The organism is Nocardioides luteus, from assembly GCF_015752315.1.
In the GTDB taxonomy this organism is placed as follows: domain Bacteria; phylum Actinomycetota; class Actinomycetes; order Propionibacteriales; family Nocardioidaceae; genus Nocardioides.
The window spans coordinates 5,199,682-5,220,104 of record NZ_JADOVJ010000001.1; the positions used below are offsets into that span (position 1 = coordinate 5,199,682).

The window sequence follows — 20,423 nt, forward strand, 5'->3', positions numbered from 1 at the left end:
AACAACCTGCTCGCGACTTGAGGGCGGGATGCTTGATGCGCAAGACAAACCACGATGCACACCATCTATCCGTTGTAGGGGGGACCTCGATGGAAACACTCACCGCGATCGAGCCTGAGGCCAGCAGCGCCGCTAAGCAGCGCAGCCTCAAGTTCCGCCACGCCAGCGCCCTGACCAAGCTCATGGAGGAGCGTCAGGACCTGCGTGGTGTTCACGTGTTCGCCGACTTCGTCGACGACTCGGTCCGCTGGTCCGCGTGACCAGCATCTGATTTGGGGGGATCCACGATCCCGATGCGTAAGGCCCGGCCAACGACGGCCGGGCCTTCGCAGTTCTCGAGGGGCGCCTAGGCCGTCCGGTGGGCGATCCGCCCGCCGACCACGGTCAGCACGACGCCGCCGTGGGCGATCGCGGCCAGGTCTCCGACCGAGGCCCGAAGCGGGTCGATGTCGAGCAGGGCCAGGTCGCCGCGAGATCCGGGAGCGACCGTCGGCTGGCCGTCCACCGAGGCCGTCAGCGCCTCCTGGACGGTCAGTGCCTGCTCCGGATGCCACGGCTCCTTGCCGTCTCGCGAGCGACCGACGGCCGAGGCGATCGCCAGCCACGGGTCGAGGGGCGCGACCGGGGCGTCCGAACCGAGCGCGATCCGCACCCCCTCCTCGAGCATCCAGCGGGTCGCGAAGCAGCGCTCCTCCCGCCCCGGCCAGACGTCCTCGGTCATCTCGCGGTCGTCGAGGATGTGGGCCGGCTGCACCGAGGCAGTGATCCCGAGCCGGGCCATCAGCGGCAGATCCTCGCGACGTACGAGCTGGGCGTGCTCGATGCTCCCGCGCGCACCCGTGGCCGCGTACGCCGCCAGAGCCTCCGACACCGCCCGGTCGCCGATCGCGTGGGTGGCCACCTCCAGGCCGGCCGCGCGGGCCTTCCCCAGCAGCCCGGTCAGCTCCTCGGGCGACTGGTTGGGGGCCCCGCAGCTGTCCGGGTCGTCGGCGTAGGGGTCGCAGCACCACGCGGTGCGAGTGCCCAGCGAGCCGTCGCTGATGATCTTCAGCGGTCCCATGGTGAGCCGGTCCTCGCCGGGGATCAGCGGGTCGCCGGTGCGAAGACCCGAGGCGATCGCCTCGTCGAGCTGGTCGGCGTACGTCGCGACCCGGATCCGGAGCAGGTCGCAGCCGGACGACCACCGTGACCGCCAGTCGTCGAGCCGGACGCCGACCTCGAAGTCGGTCATCCCGACCACCCCGAGCGCGGCCGTGCGGGTGAGCATCCGGCGGTAGGCCGCCGGAGTGCTTCCGCGGGTCTCGAAGAGCTCCGCCACCCGCGGATAGGCCTGGTACCACTCCGTCTCCTGCACCATGTCCTCACGGCGAGGAAGCTCCAGGGCGTCGAGGGCCGCGGTGTTCAGCCAGGCGTGGTGGAAGTCGTGGTTGACCAGGATCGCGGGGACGGGGCCGGTGACCGAGTCGAGCTCGGAGACGGTGCCCCAGCGGTCCCAGGTGCCGGCAGAGTGGCCCATCCCGACGATCGCCTCACCCGGCTGGATCTCACGTGCCGCCGCCGCGACCCGCGCCAGTGCCTCGGCGGGCGAACGGGTGCCGTGCAGGTCCAGCCGGCTGGCCCGCAGCGTCCACTGGCCGAGGTGGGTGTGGGCGTCCCACAGTCCCGGCACCAGCCAGCGGCCGCCCGCGTCGTACGCCTCGACGCCATCGGGCCGGGGCAGGCCTTCTCCGACCGCCGACACGAGACCGTCGGTGACGAGGACATCAACCACCCCGGCGGGCACGTCCGCCCGAGGTGAGAGCGGAACGATGCGTACGTTCCGGAGGAGAAGGTCGGGCATGAGCAGACGATAAGGAGTCTGCCCATGCCCGGGCCAATCAGATATCGAGGTGGCTCAGCGGCGCTTGAAGAGTCCCCTGACGAGCTCCCTCGCGGCGGTGCGCGCGGCCTGCTTGAACGCGGTCGACTTCACCACCGTCTCGATCATCGAGTCGTCGTCGTCCCGCGACCGCGAGCGCGATCCCGAGGACTTCTTCGGGGCGGTCTTCTGGGCAGCCTTCTTGGCCGCCTTCGCCTCGGCCTCGGCCGCCCGCGCGGCCGCCGCGGCGTCCGTCTTCGTCTTGAGCTGATCGACGGCGGACTCGACCTCGACGGCCGTGGAGTACTTCGCCGCGAGCGGTGAGCCCGCCACGGCTGCCGTCATCGCCGCGGCCTCCGCCGGACCCATGAGCGACTCGGGTGCCCGCAGCCGGGTCCAGGCGACCGGCGTCGGCGCGCCGCGCTCGTTCATGACGGTCACGATCGCCTCACCGATGCCGAGCGTCTGGATGACCGCGCCGAGGTCGTCGTAGGAGGAGGTCGGATAGGTGTTGACGCTGGCCTTGAGCGCCTTGGCGTCGTTGGGCGTCGCGACCCGCAGCTGGTGCTGGATGCGTGAGCCGAGCTGACCGAGCACGTCCTCGGGGACGTCGGTCGGCTTCTGGGTCACGAAGAAGACGCCGACTCCCTTGGACCGGATCAGCCGGACCGTGTTGGTGATCTGGTCGAGGAACGCGTCGGAGGCGTCGTTGAAGAGCAGGTGGGCCTCGTCGAAGAAGAAGACGAGCTTCGGCTTGTCGGCGTCGCCGACCTCGGGAAGCGCCCGGAAGAGCTCGGCGAGCAGCCACATCAGGAAAGTCGAGAAGATCGCCGGCCGGTCCTGCAGGTTGGGCAGCTCGAGCAGCGAGATGATCCCGGCCTCGCCGTCGTTGCGTACGAAATCCGTGACGGCGAAGGCCGGCTCACCGAAGAACTCGTCCGCACCCTGGTCGGCGAAGGCGATGAGCGTACGCAGGATCACCCCGGTCGTGGCGGAGGAGAGGCCACCCAGATCCTTGAGATCGACCTTGCCCTCGTCGGAGACCAGCCACTGCAGCACCGCCCGCAGGTCGTCGAGCCCGACGAGCTTGAGACCCTCCTTCTCGGCGTAGTGGAAGACGAGCCCGAGCGAGGACTCCTGGGTCTCGTTGAGGCCCAGCACCTTGGAGAGGAGCGTCGGGCCGAAGGCGTCGACCGTGACCCGGACCGGGATGCCGGTGCCCTCGCCGCCGAGCGCGAAGTATTCGACCGGGAACCCGCGCGCCTGCCAGGTCTGCCCGACGGAGGCCGCCCGCGCGGTCAGCTTCTCGCTCGACTCGCCCGGGGCGGACAGACCGGAGAGGTCGCCCTTGATGTCGGCGGCGAACACCGGGACCCCGGCCGCGGAGAGCTGCTCGGCCAGCAGCTGGAGGGTCTTCGTCTTTCCCGTGCCGGTCGCACCGGCGACCAGGCCATGCCTGTTCAGCATCCCCAAAGGAATGCGGATCGGCGTCTCCGTCAACGTCTCAGCGTCCGCCATCAGCCCCCCGAGCTCGAGGGCCGAGCCCTCGAATTGGTAGCCGGGCCCGACCGCTTCTGAGAGAGCAGCAGCATCCGTCATGACGAGGACTCTATGTTGGTATTTGGTTGCGGGGCGATACAGTCACGAGGGTGATCTTCAAGCGTGTCGGCGATTCTCGCCCCTACCCTGACCATGGTCTGACGACCAAGGGGTGGGCCGCGCTGCCTCCTCGGACGGTCCGCCTCGACGAGCTGGTGACCACCAAGGACACCCTCCAGCTGGTGGCTCTGCTCAACGAGGACTCGACGTTCTTCGGCGACCTCTTCGCCCATGTCGTGGAGTGGAACGGCGAGCTCTACCTCGAGGACGGGCTCCACCGGGCGCTCCGCGCGGCGCTCCAGCAGCGCAACGTGCTCCACGCCCGCGTGCACACGCTCGGCTAGAGATGCTGAGCGGTTAGGCTCGGCGTCATGCTCGACTCGGCCCTCACGGGACTTCGTACGTTCATCATCCTCGCCGTCCTCGCGGCTGCGGTCGCTCTGGCCGGTGCCTGGGGATGGAAGGCGATGACCGCACCCTTCCCGCAGAAGGTGGACGTCGGGCCGTGCGTGGACACGTCGGTCAAGAAGGGCTCGGAGGTCTACCCCTCGCAGGTGGTCGTGACCGTGCTCAACGCGAGCACGCGGGCCGGGCTCGCCACCCGGGCGATGACGGACCTCGTCGACGAGGGCTTCGTCAAGGGTCGGACCGGCAACGCGCCCAGCGGCACCCGGCTGAAGACCGTCGAGGTGTGGACGCCCGACAAGGACGCGCCCTCCGCCGCGCTGGTCGCGAGCTGGCTCGGCGACGCGAAGATCGTCGAGAAGAAGTACGACGTCCCCGGCATCGTGGTCGTCACCGGCGAGAACTTCCCGGAGGTCACCGGCGGCGACAAGACGGTCACCGCCAAGGCGGACGCCACGATCTGCAGTCCTCCGGTCGAGTAACCCTCAGCGCAGCCAGCCGGCGAGGCGGCCCTTCCGGCTGACCAGCTCGAGGCGCCGCTCGGCCTGCTCACGCTGGTGGCGGGGCACGACGACGAGGACCACGTCGCGGGCACGGAGCACCGTGGTGCTCTCCGGCACCAGGGTCTGTCCGCCGCGGATCAGCAGCGACACCGACGACCCCGAGGGCAGCCGGAGCTCGCCGACCTCGACACCGTGGAGGCGCGACTCGCGCGGGATCCGGAGCTGGATCAGGTCGGCCGCGATCTGCTCCAGCGGCGCGACGTCGAGATCGAGCGATCGGGGGTCGTCGGGCCGGGCGACGGCGAGCACCCGCGCGACCCAGGGCAGCGTCGGCCCGGTCAGCAGCGTGTAGACGACGACCATCACGAAGACCAGGTCGAAGAGCTCCTCGGCACCGTCGACGCCCTCGGCCAGGGGGATCGTCGTCAGCACGACCGGCACCGCCCCTCGCAGCCCGGCCCAGGAGACGAACACCGTCTCGCGCCACGACATCCGGGAGACCAGCGTGCTGACCAGCACGGACGCGGGCCGGGCGAGGAACGTCAGGATCAGCCCGGCGGCGAGCGCGAGGCCGATGGTCTGGAGGTCGATACGTCCCGGGGAGAGCAGCAGCCCGAGCATCACGAAGAGCCCGATCTGCGCCAGCCAGGCCACGCCCTCGGCGAAGGACCTGGTGGCGCCGCGGTGGGGCAGATCGGTGTTGCCGAGCACGAGCGCGGCCACGTAGATCGCCGCGAACCCGGATCCGTGCAGCCAGGACGACCCGCCGTAGGCGAGGAACGCCAGCGTCAGCACGGCCAGCGGGTAGAGACCGGCGGAGGGCAGCGCGGCCCTGCGCATCAGCCACGCACCACCGAAGCCGACGAGCAGGCCGATCACGATGCCCAGCAGCAGCTCGCCGATCACGATCCCGGCCACGACGACCGGATGGTTCTCCCCGATCGCACCGCTGGCGATCAGCGTCACGATCACCACGGTCGGGGCGTCGTTGAGCCCCGACTCGGACTCGAGCACACCGGTCAGCCGCTTGGGCAGCGGCACGACCCGCAGCACCGAGAACACCGCGGCCGCGTCGGTCGGCGACGTCACCGCCCCCAGCAGGAACGCCAGCTGCCAGGAGAGCCCGAGCAGGTAGTGCGCCCCCACGGCGACGATCCCGATCGAGACCACCACCCCGACCGTGGCCAGCATCAGGCCGAGACCGAAGGAGGGACGTACGTCCTTCCACGAGGTCGTCAGACCACCTTCGGCCAGAATCAGCGCCAGCGCGCCGAAGCCGATCGCGTGCGCCACCGCAGCGTCGTCGAAGCGGATCCCGAGCACCGACTCCCCGAGCAGGACCCCCATCAGCAGGTAGATCAGCAGCGACGGCAGGCCCGCCTTCGTCGAGACCCGCACCGCCAGGATCGCCAGGAGCGTGACCAGGGAGCCGATCAGCACGAACATGTCGAGCTGATGGACATCGAAGCTCATCTGCGTCGGGCCCCCCTCCGACCTCTGGAACTGCATCTTAGGGCGTGTCCGAGAATTGCCCGGCGGCATGCGCCGCCATGGCACGCGCTGGCCGGCGTTGCCGCTCCTCGAAAGACCCCGGTATGCCTTCGGAGCGGCGCCTTGGCCAGCACGCACCCTGACGACGCATGCCATCCGGGCCATTCTCAGCCACGCCCTAATGTTTGCCCCTATGGACCGCCTGACTGTTGCCCAACGCGCGAACGTGCCTCCTTTTCACGTGATGGACATGCTCGAGCGCGCGGCGCAGAGGCAGCGGACGTACGCCGACCTCATCTCGCTCACCTCGGGGCAGCCGTCCACCGGAGCACCCCAGGCGGTCACCGCCGAGGCGGTGCGGCTGCTGCAGAGCGGTGACCCGCTGGGCTATACGCCGGCGACCGGCATCCTGGAGCTGCGCCAGGCGATCGCGGGGCATCACCGGGCCTGGCACGGAATCGAGGTCTCCCCGGAGGACGTGATCGTCACGACCGGCGCCAGCGGCGGGTTCCTGGCCAGCTTCCTGGCCGCGTTCGACGTCGGCGACAAGGTGGCGATGGCCCGGCCGTCCTACCCCTGCTACCGCAACGTGCTCGCGGCCCTCGGGTGCGAGGTCGTGGAGATCCCGACGGGTGCGGCCGAGCGGTTCCAGCCGACCGTCGAGCAGGTGCAGGAGCTGCACGAGCGCGTCGGGCTGAAGGGCCTGGTCGTGGCCAGCCCGGCCAACCCGACCGGCACGATGCTGCGCCCCGAGGAGCTGGCCGGGCTGGCACGCTGCTGCGAGGAGGCCGGGATCCAGCTGATCTCCGACGAGATCTACCACGGGCTGACCTACGGTGGGGACGGCAGCCGTGGCCGCAGCGCCTGGGAGACCTCGCGCGACGCCGTCGTGTTCGGCTCGTTCTCCAAGTACTTCTCGATGACCGGCTGGCGCATCGGCTGGCTGCTCGCCCCGGCCCATCTACGGCGCGCGATCGACGTCCTGGTCGGCAACTTCACCATCTGCCCGCCGGCGCTCGCCCAGCACGCCGCCGTGGCCGCGTTCACCCCGGACGCCTACGCCGAGCTCGACAGCCACGTAACCCGCTACGCGACCAACCGCAGCGTGCTCCTCGACGGCCTGCGCTCCCTCGGGGTCACCGAGATGGCCCCCGCCGACGGCGCGTTCTACGTCTACGCCGACGTCAGCCGCTGGACCGACGACACCATGGCCTGGTGCCATCAGGTCCTCGACCGCACCGGTGTCGCGATGGCCCCGGGGATCGACTTCGATCCCGTCGACGGCCATCGCTTCGTACGTCTCTCCTTCGCCGGCTCCGCCGCCGAGATCGAGCAGGGCCTCGACCGCCTCTCCACCGTCCTTCGCTAGGGCGTCGCGGGCGGTTTTGAGAAAGTTCAGGATTTTACGTTTAGAACTCGCACAGCGGGGTAGGACCATCTCAGAGAACTGTCTGAGGAGGGATATGTACGGCGACAGCGACGTGATCCGCCGTCGGGTGAACCGTCTGCGTGAGCAGGCGGACGACATCCGCGCGAGTGCCGACAAGCTGGTGAGCCAGGCCGAGGCCGTGCCGTGGCACGGTCGTGCGGCCGAGTCCCTCCGCGGGCGGATGAAGGAGCGTGCCACCGCGCTGCGCATCGCCGCCGAGCAGCACGATCGGGCGGCCGACAGCCTGGCCAAGCACCTCAAGCAGGTCGACCTGCTCAAGGAACAGATCGCCGAGGCCGAGACGCGCGCGGAGACGCTGATCACCGACGGCAAGCTCAACGGATTCGAGGCCCCTGAGCCGGGCCACAAGGACTGGCTGGAGGTCACCGTTCGATGACCACGATCGACCTGGGACCCGCTCCGGCGGCACCGACCGAGCCGTGGGCAGGCGTGCCCCGGCGGGTCGGCCTGACCCTTCCCGAGCTCACCCACGCCTGCGAGACCATCGGGGCGCCGCTCCCCTTCGAGGTCGCGACGCACCGCGAGGAGGGGCTCGACGCCCGGCTAGGGCGTACGCGCTCGGCGGCCGAGGCCGAGGCCCTGGACCGCGCGCTCGCCGGCTTCGGCGAGGGCAGCACCTCGCTGCAGCGACGCGACCTCCTCGACGCCGACGGCACCCTCGACTCCGGGATCGCCGGTGCCCTCGGGCTCCTGGCGACCCCCGAGGTGGTCATCGACCTCGACGTCGTCGTCGACGGTCTGCACGGCCGTGCCTGGCACCGGCAGAAGGGCGACGCAGCCGCCTCGCTCGCCACCGTGGACGGGCTCGTCTTCGAGCTGTCCTGGTATCCCTCCGCGGCCTGGGTGGCCGAGCTCGGCCGCACCGCCACGCTGCCGGGCGACACCGCCCGGCTGACCTCCGCGGTGCCCGACAAGCTCGAGGTCCCGTTCGCGACGGCCGATGCCGTCTTCGAGGCGCTGCGCACCGGGCGCGGCGACCTGGTGCCCGTGCTGACCGGGGGCGACGTCGTCGTCTCGGCCGCCCTCGAGGCCCTGTCCACCGAGACCCACGGCCGGCTGCGCGCGGTCGTGGCGACGACCGCCGACCCGGAGCACCCGCTGATCGGCACCGTCTCCTGGACGCTGGTCAACGACGGTTGGCGTTCGATGCGTACGGTGTCGCTCGACGGTGAGCTGACGCTGCTGATCACCAGCGTCGAGCCGTCCGAGCTCGCCGCAGACCTTGCCCCTGTTCTCGCGGAGGTGGCCCGATGAACGAGGCCGGAAACAACGCAGCCAACGCTCCGGTCGACCGCCTGGGCCCGGTCCCGGGCGGCGCCGCCGACCCGGCACCGCCGCCGGCGGGGCCGGAGGACAAGTACGCGCAGATCCTCGGTCTGGCGAGCTCGATCGGCGACGCCGGCGCGCAGCTGCGCGAGTGGGCCGAGCTCGGTGCGGAGATCCTTGCCGACGACGACGTCACCGACTCGGCCGAGCTCTCCGCGAAGACCTGGGAGCCGGCCGAGGACGAGATCCGTGCCGCCGTCTCCGAGAAGGGTGGTGTCCTCGGCCTCGGGCAGGCGCTCGACGCCGACGCCGTCTCGGTGCGCGCGACGGTGCAGACCTATCGCTGGATCGACGAGCTCCAGGCAGCGGCCCGCCGCTCGTTGGGCGCGATCGCGGCCAACGCGCTCGACTACCTCGCACCCGAGGTCGAGCTCGGCGGGTCGCTGCTGTCCGCCGGACTCATCGAGACCGACGCGCTGGACCGTGAGGGCGTCACCGCCTACCTCGGCGAGCTCGCCCAGGGCCACCCCGAGCTGATGGACCACATCGCCACCGGCGGCGGGCTGCTCGAGTCGCTCGAGCTGCGCTCGCTGCTCACCGCCGACTTCCCGCGCGGCGACGACGCCGCGGCTGCCACCGCGGGCGCCCGGCGCGCCGCTGGCATCGACGCGTTCACGACCGACGCCGGTCACGCGCTGCGCGACGTCGGTGGGGCGCTGGCCACCACCGCCGAGGAGACAAAGGTCGGCGATGTCACCGCAGGCACCCCGGCGACCATCGAGGAGCTGATCCGCACCCTCGAGGCCACCGAGTCCGGTGTCGCGGTCCAGCAGACGGCACCCGGTCGCTACATCGCCTACCTCCCGGGTCCGTACGCCGGCAGCCGACGGCTGCGGCTCGTCTCCGGCGACCTCTCCGACTACATCGCCACCGCGTCGCGGACCATCGAGAAGACGGTCGAGGCTGGCTCGCACGTGATGCTCGTCGGCGCAGCGGCAGGGGGAACCGCGGCGGCCGCGATCGCGGCGTCAGCCGGGGCTGCGTACGTCGTGGACCAGGTGGTCACCGTCGGTGCTCCGGGCGCGGCAGCGCCGAGGGTCCCGGAGTCCACCCGGGTGCTGTCGCTGGAGGACCGCTCCGACCCGGTCGCGCTTCTCGGCGGGCTCATCAACGCGGGTGTCGGACACCGGTTCACGGTCGTCTACGACGGCACCGCCGCGGAGGAGAGCCACTACATCGCGGGCGGCCGGGCGGCCGACAACGCCAGCCACGACGAGCTGCGCGAGGAGATCGGGCGGATCCGCGGTCTGGGATATCTCGGTTAGCCGCCGCGGGGTTGCCTCGGGGATCTGAATCGATACGGTGTAGTTCGCCCCCTGCACCATCCCTGGCCAACCGGCGACCGTCACCGGCTGGTCGATTGCGGCGGGCACTCTGACGCCTACCGGATCGGTCCCTGTGAAGTCCATCGTCATCCACGCCGGCCTCCCCAAAACGGGCACCTCCGCGGTCCAGGCTTTCTTCAGCACCCATGCGGACGAGCTCGCGCGGGCCGGCATCTTCTACCCCCAGCACAGCGTCGACACCAACGGCATCAGCGCCGGCAACGCCGGGTCGCTCATGGAGCGCTCCGGGCATCTCTTCGTGGCCTCGCCCCGGGAGGTCGCCCGGACGCTCGGGGAGTTCGAGGCCAGCGGCTGCCACACGCTGCTGCTCTCCTCCGAGGCGTTCCTCCCCGAGCTCCCCGGGATCGCCGAGCTGCTGCCACCGGAGGCGCGGTTCGTCCTGTACGTCCGCGATCCCCTCGCGTTCCTCGAGTCCGACTACAACCAGCGGGTCAAGCGGCTCGCGCACGTCGATCCGTTCGAGCCGTCGCCGGGTGCGTACGGCGGGTGGCTGGGGCACGAGCACCTCTACCACGCGCTCGACTCCGAGACGGTGCGCTCCCGGCTCGTGCTCCGGCCCTACCTGCCGGAGCTCTTCGTCGGCGACAACCTGCTCACCGACCTGCTCGACACGGCCGGGATCGGCACGGCGGGGCTCGGCGACCTGTCCCTGCGGAAGGTCAACCTCTCCTACTCGCTGCACGCTCTCGAGATCAAGCGCGCGCTCAACGTCCTCCCGCTCGGGCCGCAGCTCCAGGAGCGCCTCGACATCCACCTCCAGTCCTGCCCCCTCGGGCCGACGACCTACACCCTGATCCCTCCCGCCGACCACGAACGGCTCCGGAAGGCCGCCGACGACGAGCTGCACGCGCTCGCGCTGCGCTACGACATCGACTCCCTCGAGCCCATGCGGGAGCTGTTGCGGGCCAAGCCGCAGAAGCCGTACCACCCGCAACAGCTCACCGACGACGAGGTCGACGCCGTCGTACGCCACATCGCCGGCGTCGGCAAGCGGCTCACCCGCCGCATCGCCCAGACCCTCGCGGAGCACCCCGAGATCGAGCTCGTCTACCCCTCCCTGCGCGACTCGTTCGCCGCCGCTGCCGCCGAGCTGGGAGATGAACCCGTGGCCACCGCGCGGCGGCGTTGGTGGCGGAGGCGCGGCTAGCCGCAGGGATACCCGGTTGACCGGGTATCCCTGCGAAGTCAGGCCAGATCGGCAACCACGATGGTGTGGTTGTCCGGCTCCCCTGCGGCGACCACAGCCGCGGCGACCGCGTCGGCGATCTCCTGCGGACCGGCCTCGGCGGTGATCAGCGCGGCCAAGTCGTCCACGTAGGAGTGGACGCCGTCGGTGCTCAGCACGAGTCGGTCGCCGGGCAGCAGGTCGAGCGTGATCTCGTCGGCGACGACCCCGGGCACGAGGGCGCGGTTGAGCAGTGCCCGGTGCTCGTGGGAGCGGGCCTCGTCGAGGGTCAGCTGGCCCGCCTCGACCATGGCGGCGACCACGGTGTGGTCATGGGTGACCTGACGTACGTCCCCGTCGCGTACGAGGTAGACCCTCGCGTCGCCGATGTGGGTGATCCGCGCGACCGAGCCGTGCAGGTCGATCGCGGTCAGGGTGGTGCCCGACTTCGGCACCTCGGCGAAGACCTCCTGGATCGCCGAGGTCAGCCCGCCCGCGGCGTACGCGGTCAGGACCGCCCCCGCGAGGTCATCACGATCCCCGAAACCGTCGGCGACGGCGATCAGCTCGGGGGTCACCAGGATGGCGTCCTGCTGGGTGGCGCGGCCACCCTGCTCGTGGCTGACGCCGAACTCCGCGTGCAGTCTTTCGGTGGTGGTTGTCATCGGTCGTGCCTCGTTCCTCATCGCGTGGACGAGGATGGAGACCATGGTGCGACGCGTGGCTGTGTCGGCCTCGACTTGCCGCCAGTACCTCTCGACCTCCGCCGCCGCGGCGGCGGCCGGCATGTCGAGGATCTCCCGGATCCGGGCCAGCGGCATCCCGACCAGGCGCAGCGTTGCCACCAGCCGGGCGAGTCCTACCTGGTCAGACGTGTAGCGACGGTAGCCCGAGTGGGGATCCACCTCCGCAGGCGGCAGCAGACCCAGGTCGTCGTACAACCTCAGTGCCTTCGGCGTCAGCCCGGTCGCCCGGGCGAAGTCGCCGATGTTCACAAGCCCCTTCAGGCCGCTCATGCTCACCATCCTCCCCGGTGAAGGTCACCGGTGTCAGCAGATTGGCGTCTGACCCTGGGGCAAGCTCAAGCCCCGGTCTGCTCGGCCCACTTCTCGAGCAGCCGGGCGAGCGAGCGGCGCTCGGTCGCGGTGAAGACGGCGAGCAGGCGGTGCTCGTTGGCGATGTGGTCGGTGAAGGCCGCGTCGATCAGCTCGCGTCCGCTCTCGGTCAGCGTGATCCGGCGCCCGCGACCGTCCTCGTCACGACGGCCCCGGCTGACCCAGCCCTGGGCCAGGCAGCGGTCGACCCGCTTGGTGACCGCGCCCGAGGAGACCATCGTCTGCTCGCCGAGCTCCTTCGGAGTCAGGGCGTACGGAGCGCCCTGCCGTCTCAGCGTCGCGAGCACGTCGAACTCCCCCTCACCCAGTCCGTGCTGGGCGTAGACCTGGACGAGCTCGTCGGTGAGTCGCAGCGCGAGGCGGTGCAGCCGGGCGATGACGGCCTGCGGGGTGATGTCGAGATCGGGGCGCTCGCGCTCCCACTGCGCCATCACGGTTGAGACATGGTCTGCCATGACTCTGGAATATATCTGACGCGGAAGATATTATCTCTTCCATGGAAAGTAGATTGGTCACCCTCGCACTGACCGCGATCGCCCCCGTGGCTTGGGGATCGGGCTACTTCGTCACGGCCACGTTCCTGCCGCCGGACCGCCCGTTGTTCGGTGCCGTGGTCCGGGCGCTCCCCTTCGGGCTGCTGCTCCTCGCGCTCCGGCCGGGCCTGGTCCACGGCTCCTGGTGGTGGCGCACGACAGCGCTCGGGCTGCTCAACTTCGCGGCGTTCTTCGCCCTCGTCTTCGTCGCCGCCTACCGGCTCCCCGGCGGCCTCGCCGCGACCCTGACCGCGGTCTCGCCGATCGTGGTGATGCTGCTGGCCTGGGCCTTCGCCGGGGAGCGACCACGCGCCGGGTCGCTCGCAGCCGGCGTCGTCGGCGCCGTCGGCGTGGCCCTGCTGGTGCTCCGCGGCGGCGCGAGCCTCGACCTGGTCGGCGTCCTGGCGGCCTTCGCCTCGGTGGCCGTGTTCTCCACCGGATTCATCCTGGTCAAGGTCTGGCAGCCGCCGGTCGGACTGCTCACGTTCACCGCCTGGCAGCTCGTCCTGGGCGGACTCGTGCTCGCCCCGGTGGCCCTCCTCGTCGAAGGCCCACCACCCACGCTCGACCTCCCGGCGGTCGGGGGCTACGCCTATATCGGCATCGTCGGCACGGTCGTCGCGTACGCGGTCTGGTTCCGCGGCGCCCGCCGGCTGCCCGCGGCCGCGGTGTCGCTGGTCGGTCTGCTCAACCCGGTCGCCGGCATCCTCATCGGCCTCGTCCTCGCGGGCGAGCACCTCACCCCGGTGAGCGCCCTCGGGATGGCGCTGGTGCTCGGTGGCGTACTGCTCGGACAGCCCGCCGTGCTCGACCGGATCCGGGCGCGACGTACCCCTCGACCGGGTCCGTGTGCGGACGTTGGAGTCGCCGGATAAGTTCACCTCCATGAAAATGCGTGCGCGTGCGCTCGAGCTCCTCGTCTTCACCGTCGGTGCCGGCACCCTGGGATCGGAGATGGCCGCGGCTCGCCTGCTCGCTCCGTGGTTCGGTGACTCGACGATCGTGTGGGCCAACACGATCGCGACGGTGCTGGTGGCGCTGGCGATCGGCTACTCCGTCGGCGGCCGGATCGCCGACCGGAACCCGCACCCCTCGGGCCTCGCCAAGATCGTGCTCGTCGCCGCCGCCCTCCTGGCCGCGGTGCCGTTCATCGCCGACCCGTTCCTCCCGCTCGCGGTCAAGGCGGTCGACCAGCTCAGCATCGCCACCTTCGCCGGCTCGCTGGTCGGGGTCGGCGTCCTGCTCGCGATCCCGCTGTTCCTGCTCGGCATCGTCAGCCCCTACGCGGTCCGCCTGAGCGTCGAGGCCGTCGAGGACGCCGGCCACGCGGCCGGGCGCCTCTACGCGATCTCGACGGTCGGCTCGCTGGTCGGCACCTTCGCCGCCTCGCTGTTCCTCATCCCGGTCGTCGGGACGCGGCGTACGTTCCTGATCTTCGCTCTCTGCATGGCGGTCTGCGCGATCCCGCACCTGGTCAAGCGCCGTCTGCCGGCCGCCGTCGTCCCGGTCGCGATCCTCGCCCTGATCGCGTTCCCGACCGGGTCGATCAAGACGCTGACCAGCAACGGCGGCGAGGTGATCTGGGAGAAGGAGACGGAGTACCAGTACGCCCGCGTGGTCGAGTACGACGACGGCACCCGCTACCTCGAGCTCAACGAGGGCCACGCGGTGCACTCGGTCTACACCGAGGGCGAGTGGCTCACCGGCGCCTACTGGGACGAGATGCTCTCGCTGTCGTACGCCGGTGCGGAGGCGCCGAAGTCGGTGGCGATCCTGGGCTCGGCCGCCGGGACGACCGCGCGCCAGTTCGGCCACTTCGCGCCCGAGACCCGGGTCGACGCCGTCGAGATCGACGAGGACGTCACCAAGGTCGGCCAGGAGCTCTTCGACCTCCAGGACCAGCCGAACCTCCACCTCCACACCGCCGACGCCCGCCCGTGGCTGCAGAAGCAGACCCGGAAGTACGACGCGATCATGGTCGACGCCTACCACCAGCCCTACATCCCCTTCTACCTGACGACGAAGGAGTTCTTCGCGCTGGCGAAGGCCCACCTCAACCCGGGCGGGGTGCTCGTCGTGAACTCAGCCCACCCGGAGGGCTCGACAGCGCTGGAGAAGGTCCTCACCGCAACGCTGCGCACCTCGTTCGGCGAAGCCGTCTGGCGCTCGGACTCCGGCCCGACCAACACCCACCTCGTCGCGACGGCCGACCCTGAGGCCGATCCCGCCGCCAACCTCACCGCCACCGCCGAGTCGCAGCCCGCCGACTTGGCCGGCGCCCTCACCGACTCCGCCTCCCGGCTCGAGCCGGGCCTCCGGGGCGGGACGGTCTACACCGATGACGTCGCGCCGGTCGAGTGGCTCACCGACCTGAGCCTGCTCGAGGTCGCCTGATCCGCTCGGGCGCTTCACCTCCCCGATCGGGGTCTTGCGCAGGCACCCGACGCACACCTGGTCGGGCGCGACCTTGCTGAGCCGGCGCGGCGGCAGCACGTGCCAGGTGCCGAGCCGGCGGCCGCACACGGTCAGGACGTACCCGTTGCTCTTCTTGGCCGAACGAAGGTGCCAGAAGCTGCCCCGGTCGGTCCGGTAGACCAGCGGGTCTTTGGCCAGGACCGGCGGTTTCCCGCTGGACCGCATGCTGAGTCTGTCGTCTACGAACACGAATTCCCCCCAAGGAATGTCGATGGCTCTCGTCGTTTGAGTGCCTCGAGACGCCGGTTCACGACTGGGCCATGCGCCCAACGCCCCGAGACGACTTCGACCATAAGTCCACTCATTGCAACGGGTCAAGGCGGAAAGGGTGGGGCTATGCGGCTATTCGGGATCTGTACGGCTCAGTAACGTGTTCTCCTATGAGCAACCCCCGTCCGCGCGGCCTGCCGAAATACCTCCACGTGGCCGACTATCTGCGGGCCCAGATCGACGACGGCACCTATCTGCCCGGCGAGCGTCTACCGACCGAGCCCGAGCTGATGGACACCTTCCCCTACGACCGCGCCACGATCCGGCGCGGCCTGGCGGTGCTGCGCAACGAGGGCCTCATCACCAGCGAGCAGGGTCGTGGCGTCTTCGTACGCGACGCCACCAAGACCCGCTACGACCTGATGAGCATGCTGATCACCGACCCGAGCCACCCCGCGAAGCCCGACGCGGCCTACCACCAGCCGCCGCGCGGACCGGACGATGGCATCTCCGTCGAGCACTCCTACGAGGTCATCCCGGCCGGCGAGAAGCTCGGGGAGGCCTTCGAGCTCGACCCGCGCAGCGAGCTGCTCAGCACCACCTACACGTTCTTCATCAGCGGCGACACCGCCGAATACCGCACCACGGCCTACATCCCGTATCCGCTGGTCATCGACACCCCGCTGGCCACGCCGAGCGACGACTGGCCGCAGCCGCCGATCAAGGACCTGCTGGCCACGGTCGGCGTGAAGGTCACCACCGTCGCCATGGACATCGAGTCCCGGATGCCGACGCCGCAGGAGACCTTCGACCTGCAGATCCCCGACGGCACACCCGTGTTGTCCGACCGGCGTCGCTTCCTCGCTGATGACCGGGTCGTGTGCATCACCGACTCCGTCGGCGTCGCCGACCGGATCGTCTACGGGCTGGACCTGAAGCTGCAATAGGGCCGAGGCGAACGAATTTTCGTTCACCGCGAGCGACTACCTCCGGAGGAGCGACTGCTTCCCGGCCACACTTGGGGCCGCCGACCACGAAGAAACAGTCCCCGACCAACCGTCAAGCTCCGCTCAGGCGAGGTCGTGGACGAACTCGGAGAGCTGGGTGAGGTTGCGGCACTCCCGCATCTCGATGATCGACCCGTAGCGGGTCGCCTCCGAGTCACCGGTGTCCCACTGCGTACGGACCTCGGGGTTGAGCCAGTAGGAGTGCCGCGCCGACTCGGCCATCGCGCGCAGCGAGCCGACGGCGAGGTCAGAGTAGTTGGACCGGGCATCGCCGAGGATCAGCAGCGAGGACTTCGGACCGAGGGCATCGGCGTGCCGTTCCTGGAAGAGCGAGAAGGCCCGGCCGTAGTTGGTGCGCCCCATCCGGGCCGCGTGCTCGGTCGCCTTGGTCAGCTCGGTCATCGTGTCGACCAGGTCGGCGCCGGGACGGAAGTAGGAGGTGACCTCGTGGATCTCGTCGACGAAGGTGAACGCGCGCACCTTGCCGAACTGCTCCCGCAGCGCGAAGACGAGCATCAGCGTGAAGGTCGCGAAGTTGGACACCGAGCCGGACACGTCGCACAGGATCACCAGCTCGGTGCGGTGCGGCCGCTTGGGCCGGTATCGCAGGTCGACGGGTACGCCGCCGGTGGACATCGAGGACCGCAGCGTACGTCGCAGGTCCACCGCTCCGCGCCGGCGAGCGTGGTGCTCCTGGGTGAGCCTGGTCGCCAGCCGGCGCGCCAACGGGTAGATCTCGCGTCGTAGCGCCTCCAGGTCGGCCCGCCGCGCGTGCAGGAAGTCGAGCTTCTCGATCGTCGGGCGGACGGCGATCTTGGCGATCTGCTCGGGACCCTTCTCCTCCGCGATCCGACGGCGGGCGTCAGCCTCGACGAGACCGCTGAAGCGATCCACGCGCCGGGTCCCGACGCGTGCCGCCTCCTCCTCGGTCCAGCCACCCTGCTGGAGGCCCTCGATGAGCCGCGAGGTGAGCTCGTCGGTCGAGAGCCGGCGCAGCGCGGTGTAGGAGGACCACGAGCTCAGCCCCGGGCCACGGCCGGGCATCGCGCCGAAGCGTGCCACCGCCTCGGCGGCCAGCTGGCGGAGCATCTCGGCGTCGTCGGCCTCCAGCGCCGCCGCCAGCCGCTCGGTGAACTCGGCGAGCGCCTCGGGTCCGTCCTTCACCGCCCCGGTGGCCTCGGTCTCGCCCGTCAGCGAGGGCGACGTGCCCGAGCCGACCATCCGCGGGAAGTAGAGCTCGAAGAGGCCGTCGAAGGTGGCCCGCTGGTTGGCGCGCTTGACCAGGGTCGCGGCGTACGCCTCCTTGACCTGGGTCCGGTCGTTCCAGCCGATCAGGCCGAGGGCGGTGACCGCGTCCAGGCCCTCGGAGAGCGACACCGGCAGCCCTGCTCCCCGAAGAGCTTCGAGGAACTCGATGTGCCGGTCGAGGAGGGTCACCGCTTCAACCGCAGCTCTCGGACCGCACGGTCGACGTCGGAGGAGTGCTTGAGCACGACGCCCAGGGTGTCGGCGACGGCCTTGTCGGAGAGGTCGGTGATCTCGAGCGCGATCAGGGTGCGCGCCCAGTCGACGGACTCGGCGATCGAGGGCGACTTCTTGAGCTCTAGCTCGCGCAGCCTGCCCACCACCGAGACCAGCTGGCGGGCGACCTTGTCGTCGAGCCCGGGCACCTGGGAGAGCACGATCTCGCGCTCCCGGTCGGCGTCGGGGTAGTCGAGGTGGAGGTAGAGGCAGCGTCGCTTGAGCGCCTCGGAGAGCTCGCGGGTGGCGTTGGAGGTGAGCACGACCAGCGGCCGGCGGGTCGAGGTCATCGTGCCGAGCTCGGGGATGGTCACCTGGAAGTCGGAGAGCACCTCGAGCAGCAGCCCCTCCACCTCGACGTCGGTCTTGTCGACCTCGTCGATGAGCAGCACCGTCGGCTCCTCGCGGCGGATCGCGGTCAGCAGCGGCCGGGTCAGCAGGAACTCTTCGGAGAAGATGTCGTCGTGGGTCTCCTCCCACGCCTGGCCGTCACCGGCGGCCTGGATGCGAAGCAGCTGCTTCTTGTAGTTCCACTCGTACAGCGCCCGCGCCTCGTCGAGGCCCTCGTAGCACTGCAGCCTGACCAGCTCGGCGCCGGTCGCGCGGGTGATGGCCTTGGCCAGCTCGGTCTTGCCCACCCCGGCAGGCCCCTCGATGAGCACCGGCTTCTCCAGCGCACCCGCGAGGTAGGTCGTCAACGCGGTCGAGGCGTCCGCCAGGTAGCCGACGTCTCCCAGACGGGTGACGGCCTCGGCGGGCGAGGAGAACCAGGACGACGTACGGGAAGGCATGACGCGACACTAGCGACTCTGCTCCGGCTCCGCTCCCGGTGTCCGGATGGGACTTTCGTCATAGTGTCGGAACGACCCGTCACCGGGACACCGATCAGTCGTTGGATACGCGTGCACTCGGACACCCCGCGACCTCTGACGCTGGTCGTCGTCGCCATGAAGGTATGCGCGCTGACGGCGCTGGCGGCCTTCTGTCTGGTGGCCATCACGACGCCGGCCGAGCCCCGGTCGCTGGCGAAGCGGGAGCAGCCCGAGCTCGCCGCGATGCTCGAGCAGCACCACTGCGTGGCTCCGCCGACGATCGCGCCGTGGCGCCGCGAGAGTGCCATCATCCGCTCCCCGCTCGGCGAGCTGAAGCACGTCACCCTCGAGGTGGGCCAGATGATCGAGCAGGGCAAGGCCCGGGGCGAGCTGGTCGCCTTCTGTGCCGATCCGGTCTCGCCGACCCCGTAGCCGCGGCATCCGCGGGCTCCGAACGGATCAGTCGAAGGCGACCTCGAGGACCGCGACCAGGTCGCCGCGCCAGGTGACGGTCATCGTCCCCGCTCCGCCCTCGTCCCACCGGAAGCGGACGCGGTCGGTCGCACCGTCGGTCGTGACCGAGTCGATCGTCATCGTGTCGTCCGGCGGCTGCTCCAAGTAGGCCGCGAGGATGGCCTCGCGTCCATGGAAGGGACCCGCCGGGACCCCGACGAACCTCATCTCGGCGTCCTCCGCGAACGTCGCCACGAAGTCGTCCCACCGTCCCGATCGCTGGCAGGTGTTGAACAGCGCGGCATGACGGTCGACCCGGTCAGGAATCGGCCTCTCCCGTGGAGCCGACGTCGTCAACTGGCCTCGGCGAGCGTGTTCGCGAACAGCCCTAGCACGCGGTCCAGCGCGGCGCGGTCACCCTCGACCCGGAGCCCGGCCTCGGCGATCGCCGCGTCCACCGGGAAGCCCATGAACACGACACCGGTCCAGGCCGTCGAGTCGCCGGCGACGGTGACGTCGGCGTCCTCGAGGGTGCCCTCGGCGAGGTCGAACTGGTTGCCCGTCCAGACCAGCCGGAACTGCTGCGGGTCGGCGTCCGGACGGCGTACGTCGGTGAGCTCCCAGGCCACGGTGATCGGCTCCGGGGTCGTCGCGCTGCCGGCGGGCACCATCGTGCGCATCGCCACCATCACGCCGCTCGGCGTCATCCCGGCGGTCATGATCGGGAAGCGGGACGAGCCGTGGGCCCAACGTCCGAGCGCCCCGAGGATCGTCTCGAGCTCGCGTCCCCACGGGGTGAGGGCGTAGGCCGTCGTCTTGGTGATGTAGCCGAGCTCGGTCTCGACGACGACGCCGGCGTGCTCGAGGAACTGCAGCCGGTCCTTCAGCTCGTCGGGACCGACCCCGATCACGGACGATTCCAGGTCACGCGCGGTGCGCGGCCCGAACATCAGCTCGCGCACGACGATGAGGCTCCACCTGTCGCCGATCAGGTCCAGCGCGTGCGCTGCTGCGCAGGCGTCTCCGAGGTCCCCGTAGGTCAGGTTCAGGGTCACGTCGATCCTCTCCGAGTCATTCGATCCCATCGAGGGTAGTGAGACCGAACTACACGTCGTCAGTGCCAGAGGTCCCGCCGCGTCCGTGAAATCCCGGGC

The 20,423-nt window shown here is 70.4% G+C and carries 21 protein-coding genes; 12 read left to right on the forward strand and 9 right to left on the reverse strand.

The genetic code is table 11. The features are described from left to right. The first annotated feature begins 89 nt into the window (after nt 1-89). The gene (locus HD557_RS24915) at nt 90-260 is read left to right on the forward strand and encodes a hypothetical protein (RefSeq protein WP_008356160.1); all 171 of its coding nucleotides are present in this window, start codon (nt 90-92) and stop codon (nt 258-260) included. An 86-nt stretch (nt 261-346) separates the two neighbouring features. On the opposite strand, the gene HD557_RS24920 is transcribed toward HD557_RS24915, so the two are convergent. Continuing rightward, complete coding sequence (locus HD557_RS24920; RefSeq protein ID WP_196875844.1) at nt 347-1,840, reverse strand: amidohydrolase; 1,494 nt, start codon at nt 1,838-1,840, stop codon at nt 347-349. A 54-nt stretch (nt 1,841-1,894) separates the two neighbouring features. Then, nucleotides 1,895-3,457 (reverse strand): helicase HerA-like domain-containing protein, encoded by a 1,563-nt coding sequence (locus tag HD557_RS24925; RefSeq protein ID WP_196875845.1) that lies wholly within the window; start codon nt 3,455-3,457, stop codon nt 1,895-1,897. Nucleotides 3,458-3,507: 50 nt separating this feature from the next. Here HD557_RS24925 and HD557_RS24930 point away from each other — a divergent pair, with 50 nt between their 5' ends. Both HD557_RS24930 and HD557_RS24935 read left to right on the forward strand, forming a co-directional pair. Beyond that, nucleotides 3,508-3,801: a type II toxin-antitoxin system VapB family antitoxin gene (locus HD557_RS24930; RefSeq protein ID WP_008356154.1), complete on the forward strand. Its 294-nt coding sequence runs from the start codon at nt 3,508-3,510 to the stop codon at nt 3,799-3,801. 27 nt (nt 3,802-3,828) lie between these two features. Beyond that, nucleotides 3,829-4,344 carry a LytR C-terminal domain-containing protein gene (locus HD557_RS24935; RefSeq protein WP_008356152.1) on the forward strand — a complete coding sequence of 172 codons (516 nt, stop codon included), beginning with the start codon at nt 3,829-3,831 and terminating at the stop codon, nt 4,342-4,344. 3 nt (nt 4,345-4,347) lie between these two features. On the opposite strand, the gene HD557_RS24940 is transcribed toward HD557_RS24935, so the two are convergent. Then, nucleotides 4,348-5,838 (reverse strand): potassium/proton antiporter, encoded by a 1,491-nt coding sequence (locus HD557_RS24940; RefSeq protein ID WP_040754684.1) that lies wholly within the window; start codon nt 5,836-5,838, stop codon nt 4,348-4,350. 262 nt (nt 5,839-6,100) lie between these two features. Here HD557_RS24940 and HD557_RS24945 point away from each other — a divergent pair, with 262 nt between their 5' ends. From HD557_RS24945 to HD557_RS24965, 5 genes are all read left to right on the forward strand, one after another. After that, nucleotides 6,101-7,225, forward strand: coding sequence for an aminotransferase class I/II-fold pyridoxal phosphate-dependent enzyme (locus tag HD557_RS24945; RefSeq protein ID WP_231380447.1), 1,125 nt, complete (start codon nt 6,101-6,103; stop codon nt 7,223-7,225). Nucleotides 7,226-7,319: 94 nt separating this feature from the next. Further along, a complete protein-coding gene (locus HD557_RS24950; RefSeq protein WP_008356146.1) occupies nt 7,320-7,682 on the forward strand; it encodes a hypothetical protein in 363 nt (120 codons plus the stop codon). Beyond that, complete coding sequence (locus HD557_RS24955; RefSeq protein WP_196875846.1) at nt 7,679-8,560, forward strand: hypothetical protein; 882 nt, start codon at nt 7,679-7,681, stop codon at nt 8,558-8,560. The genes HD557_RS24950 and HD557_RS24955 overlap by 4 nt, the downstream gene beginning before the upstream one ends. Beyond that, nucleotides 8,557-9,897 (forward strand): hypothetical protein, encoded by a 1,341-nt coding sequence (locus HD557_RS24960; protein WP_196875847.1) that lies wholly within the window; start codon nt 8,557-8,559, stop codon nt 9,895-9,897. The genes HD557_RS24955 and HD557_RS24960 overlap by 4 nt, the downstream gene beginning before the upstream one ends. 133 nt (nt 9,898-10,030) lie before the next feature. After that, on the forward strand, nt 10,031-11,125 hold the full coding sequence (locus tag HD557_RS24965; RefSeq protein ID WP_196875848.1) for a hypothetical protein: 1,095 nt from the start codon (nt 10,031-10,033) through the stop codon (nt 11,123-11,125). A 38-nt stretch (nt 11,126-11,163) separates the two neighbouring features. Here the strand turns inward: HD557_RS24965 and HD557_RS24970 are convergent, their stop codons facing one another. Further along, nucleotides 11,164-12,159, reverse strand: coding sequence for a MerR family transcriptional regulator (locus HD557_RS24970; protein ID WP_196875849.1), 996 nt, complete (start codon nt 12,157-12,159; stop codon nt 11,164-11,166). Between the two features lie 65 nt (nt 12,160-12,224). Further along, nucleotides 12,225-12,713: a MarR family winged helix-turn-helix transcriptional regulator gene (locus tag HD557_RS24975; RefSeq protein ID WP_196875850.1), complete on the reverse strand. Its 489-nt coding sequence runs from the start codon at nt 12,711-12,713 to the stop codon at nt 12,225-12,227. A 41-nt stretch (nt 12,714-12,754) separates the two neighbouring features. On the opposite strand from HD557_RS24975, the gene HD557_RS24980 reads away from it, so the two are divergent. From HD557_RS24980 to HD557_RS24990, 3 genes are all read left to right on the forward strand, one after another. After that, complete coding sequence (locus HD557_RS24980; RefSeq protein WP_196875851.1) at nt 12,755-13,666, forward strand: DMT family transporter; 912 nt, start codon at nt 12,755-12,757, stop codon at nt 13,664-13,666. A gap of 10 nt (nt 13,667-13,676) precedes the next feature. Further along, nucleotides 13,677-15,185, forward strand: a complete 1,509-nt coding sequence (locus HD557_RS24985) for a spermidine synthase (protein ID WP_231380448.1) — start codon at nt 13,677-13,679, stop codon at nt 15,183-15,185. 461 nt (nt 15,186-15,646) lie between these two features. Further along, nucleotides 15,647-16,423, forward strand: a complete 777-nt coding sequence (locus tag HD557_RS24990) for a GntR family transcriptional regulator (protein ID WP_008356128.1) — start codon at nt 15,647-15,649, stop codon at nt 16,421-16,423. 123 nt (nt 16,424-16,546) lie between these two features. Here the strand turns inward: HD557_RS24990 and HD557_RS24995 are convergent, their stop codons facing one another. Together HD557_RS24995 and HD557_RS25000 are read right to left on the reverse strand one after the other, a co-directional pair. Next, the gene (locus tag HD557_RS24995; RefSeq protein ID WP_196875852.1) at nt 16,547-17,920 is read right to left on the reverse strand and encodes a vWA domain-containing protein; all 1,374 of its coding nucleotides are present in this window, start codon (nt 17,918-17,920) and stop codon (nt 16,547-16,549) included. Continuing rightward, a complete protein-coding gene (locus HD557_RS25000) occupies nt 17,917-18,795 on the reverse strand; it encodes an AAA family ATPase (RefSeq protein ID WP_008356123.1) in 879 nt (292 codons plus the stop codon). The genes HD557_RS24995 and HD557_RS25000 overlap by 4 nt, the downstream gene beginning before the upstream one ends. 111 nt (nt 18,796-18,906) lie before the next feature. Here HD557_RS25000 and HD557_RS25005 point away from each other — a divergent pair, with 111 nt between their 5' ends. Then, nucleotides 18,907-19,248: a hypothetical protein gene (locus tag HD557_RS25005; RefSeq protein ID WP_008356122.1), complete on the forward strand. Its 342-nt coding sequence runs from the start codon at nt 18,907-18,909 to the stop codon at nt 19,246-19,248. Between the two features lie 27 nt (nt 19,249-19,275). Here HD557_RS25005 and HD557_RS25010 read toward each other — a convergent pair whose 3' ends face one another. Both HD557_RS25010 and HD557_RS25015 read right to left on the reverse strand, forming a co-directional pair. Further along, nucleotides 19,276-19,626: a nuclear transport factor 2 family protein gene (locus tag HD557_RS25010; RefSeq protein WP_196875853.1), complete on the reverse strand. Its 351-nt coding sequence runs from the start codon at nt 19,624-19,626 to the stop codon at nt 19,276-19,278. After that, on the reverse strand, nt 19,623-20,324 hold the full coding sequence (locus HD557_RS25015) for a winged helix-turn-helix transcriptional regulator (protein WP_008356120.1): 702 nt from the start codon (nt 20,322-20,324) through the stop codon (nt 19,623-19,625). Before HD557_RS25015 ends, HD557_RS25010 begins: the two co-directional genes overlap by 4 nt. Nucleotides 20,325-20,423 lie beyond the last annotated feature (99 nt).

What these genes read in the sequence shown, in the direction of transcription:
- HD557_RS24915 (WP_008356160.1), top strand. Translation starts at nt 90, where the DNA reads ATGGAAACACTCACCGCGATCGAGCCTGAGGCCAGCAGCGCCGCTAAG.
- HD557_RS24920 (WP_196875844.1), bottom strand. Translation starts at nt 1,840, where the DNA reads ATGCCCGACCTTCTCCTCCGGAACGTACGCATCGTTCCGCTCTCACCT.
- HD557_RS24925 (WP_196875845.1), bottom strand. Translation starts at nt 3,457, where the DNA reads ATGACGGATGCTGCTGCTCTCTCAGAAGCGGTCGGGCCCGGCTACCAA.
- HD557_RS24935 (WP_008356152.1), top strand. Translation starts at nt 3,829, where the DNA reads ATGCTCGACTCGGCCCTCACGGGACTTCGTACGTTCATCATCCTCGCC.
- HD557_RS24940 (WP_040754684.1), bottom strand. Translation starts at nt 5,838, where the DNA reads ATGAGCTTCGATGTCCATCAGCTCGACATGTTCGTGCTGATCGGCTCC.
- HD557_RS24945 (WP_231380447.1), top strand. Translation starts at nt 6,101, where the DNA reads ATGGACATGCTCGAGCGCGCGGCGCAGAGGCAGCGGACGTACGCCGAC.
- HD557_RS24950 (WP_008356146.1), top strand. Translation starts at nt 7,320, where the DNA reads ATGTACGGCGACAGCGACGTGATCCGCCGTCGGGTGAACCGTCTGCGT.
- HD557_RS24955 (WP_196875846.1), top strand. Translation starts at nt 7,679, where the DNA reads ATGACCACGATCGACCTGGGACCCGCTCCGGCGGCACCGACCGAGCCG.
- HD557_RS24960 (WP_196875847.1), top strand. Translation starts at nt 8,557, where the DNA reads ATGAACGAGGCCGGAAACAACGCAGCCAACGCTCCGGTCGACCGCCTG.
- HD557_RS24970 (WP_196875849.1), bottom strand. Translation starts at nt 12,159, where the DNA reads ATGAGCGGCCTGAAGGGGCTTGTGAACATCGGCGACTTCGCCCGGGCG.
- HD557_RS24975 (WP_196875850.1), bottom strand. Translation starts at nt 12,713, where the DNA reads ATGGCAGACCATGTCTCAACCGTGATGGCGCAGTGGGAGCGCGAGCGC.
- HD557_RS24980 (WP_196875851.1), top strand. Translation starts at nt 12,755, where the DNA reads ATGGAAAGTAGATTGGTCACCCTCGCACTGACCGCGATCGCCCCCGTG.
- HD557_RS24985 (WP_231380448.1), top strand. Translation starts at nt 13,677, where the DNA reads ATGAAAATGCGTGCGCGTGCGCTCGAGCTCCTCGTCTTCACCGTCGGT.
- HD557_RS24990 (WP_008356128.1), top strand. Translation starts at nt 15,647, where the DNA reads ATGAGCAACCCCCGTCCGCGCGGCCTGCCGAAATACCTCCACGTGGCC.
- HD557_RS25000 (WP_008356123.1), bottom strand. Translation starts at nt 18,795, where the DNA reads ATGCCTTCCCGTACGTCGTCCTGGTTCTCCTCGCCCGCCGAGGCCGTC.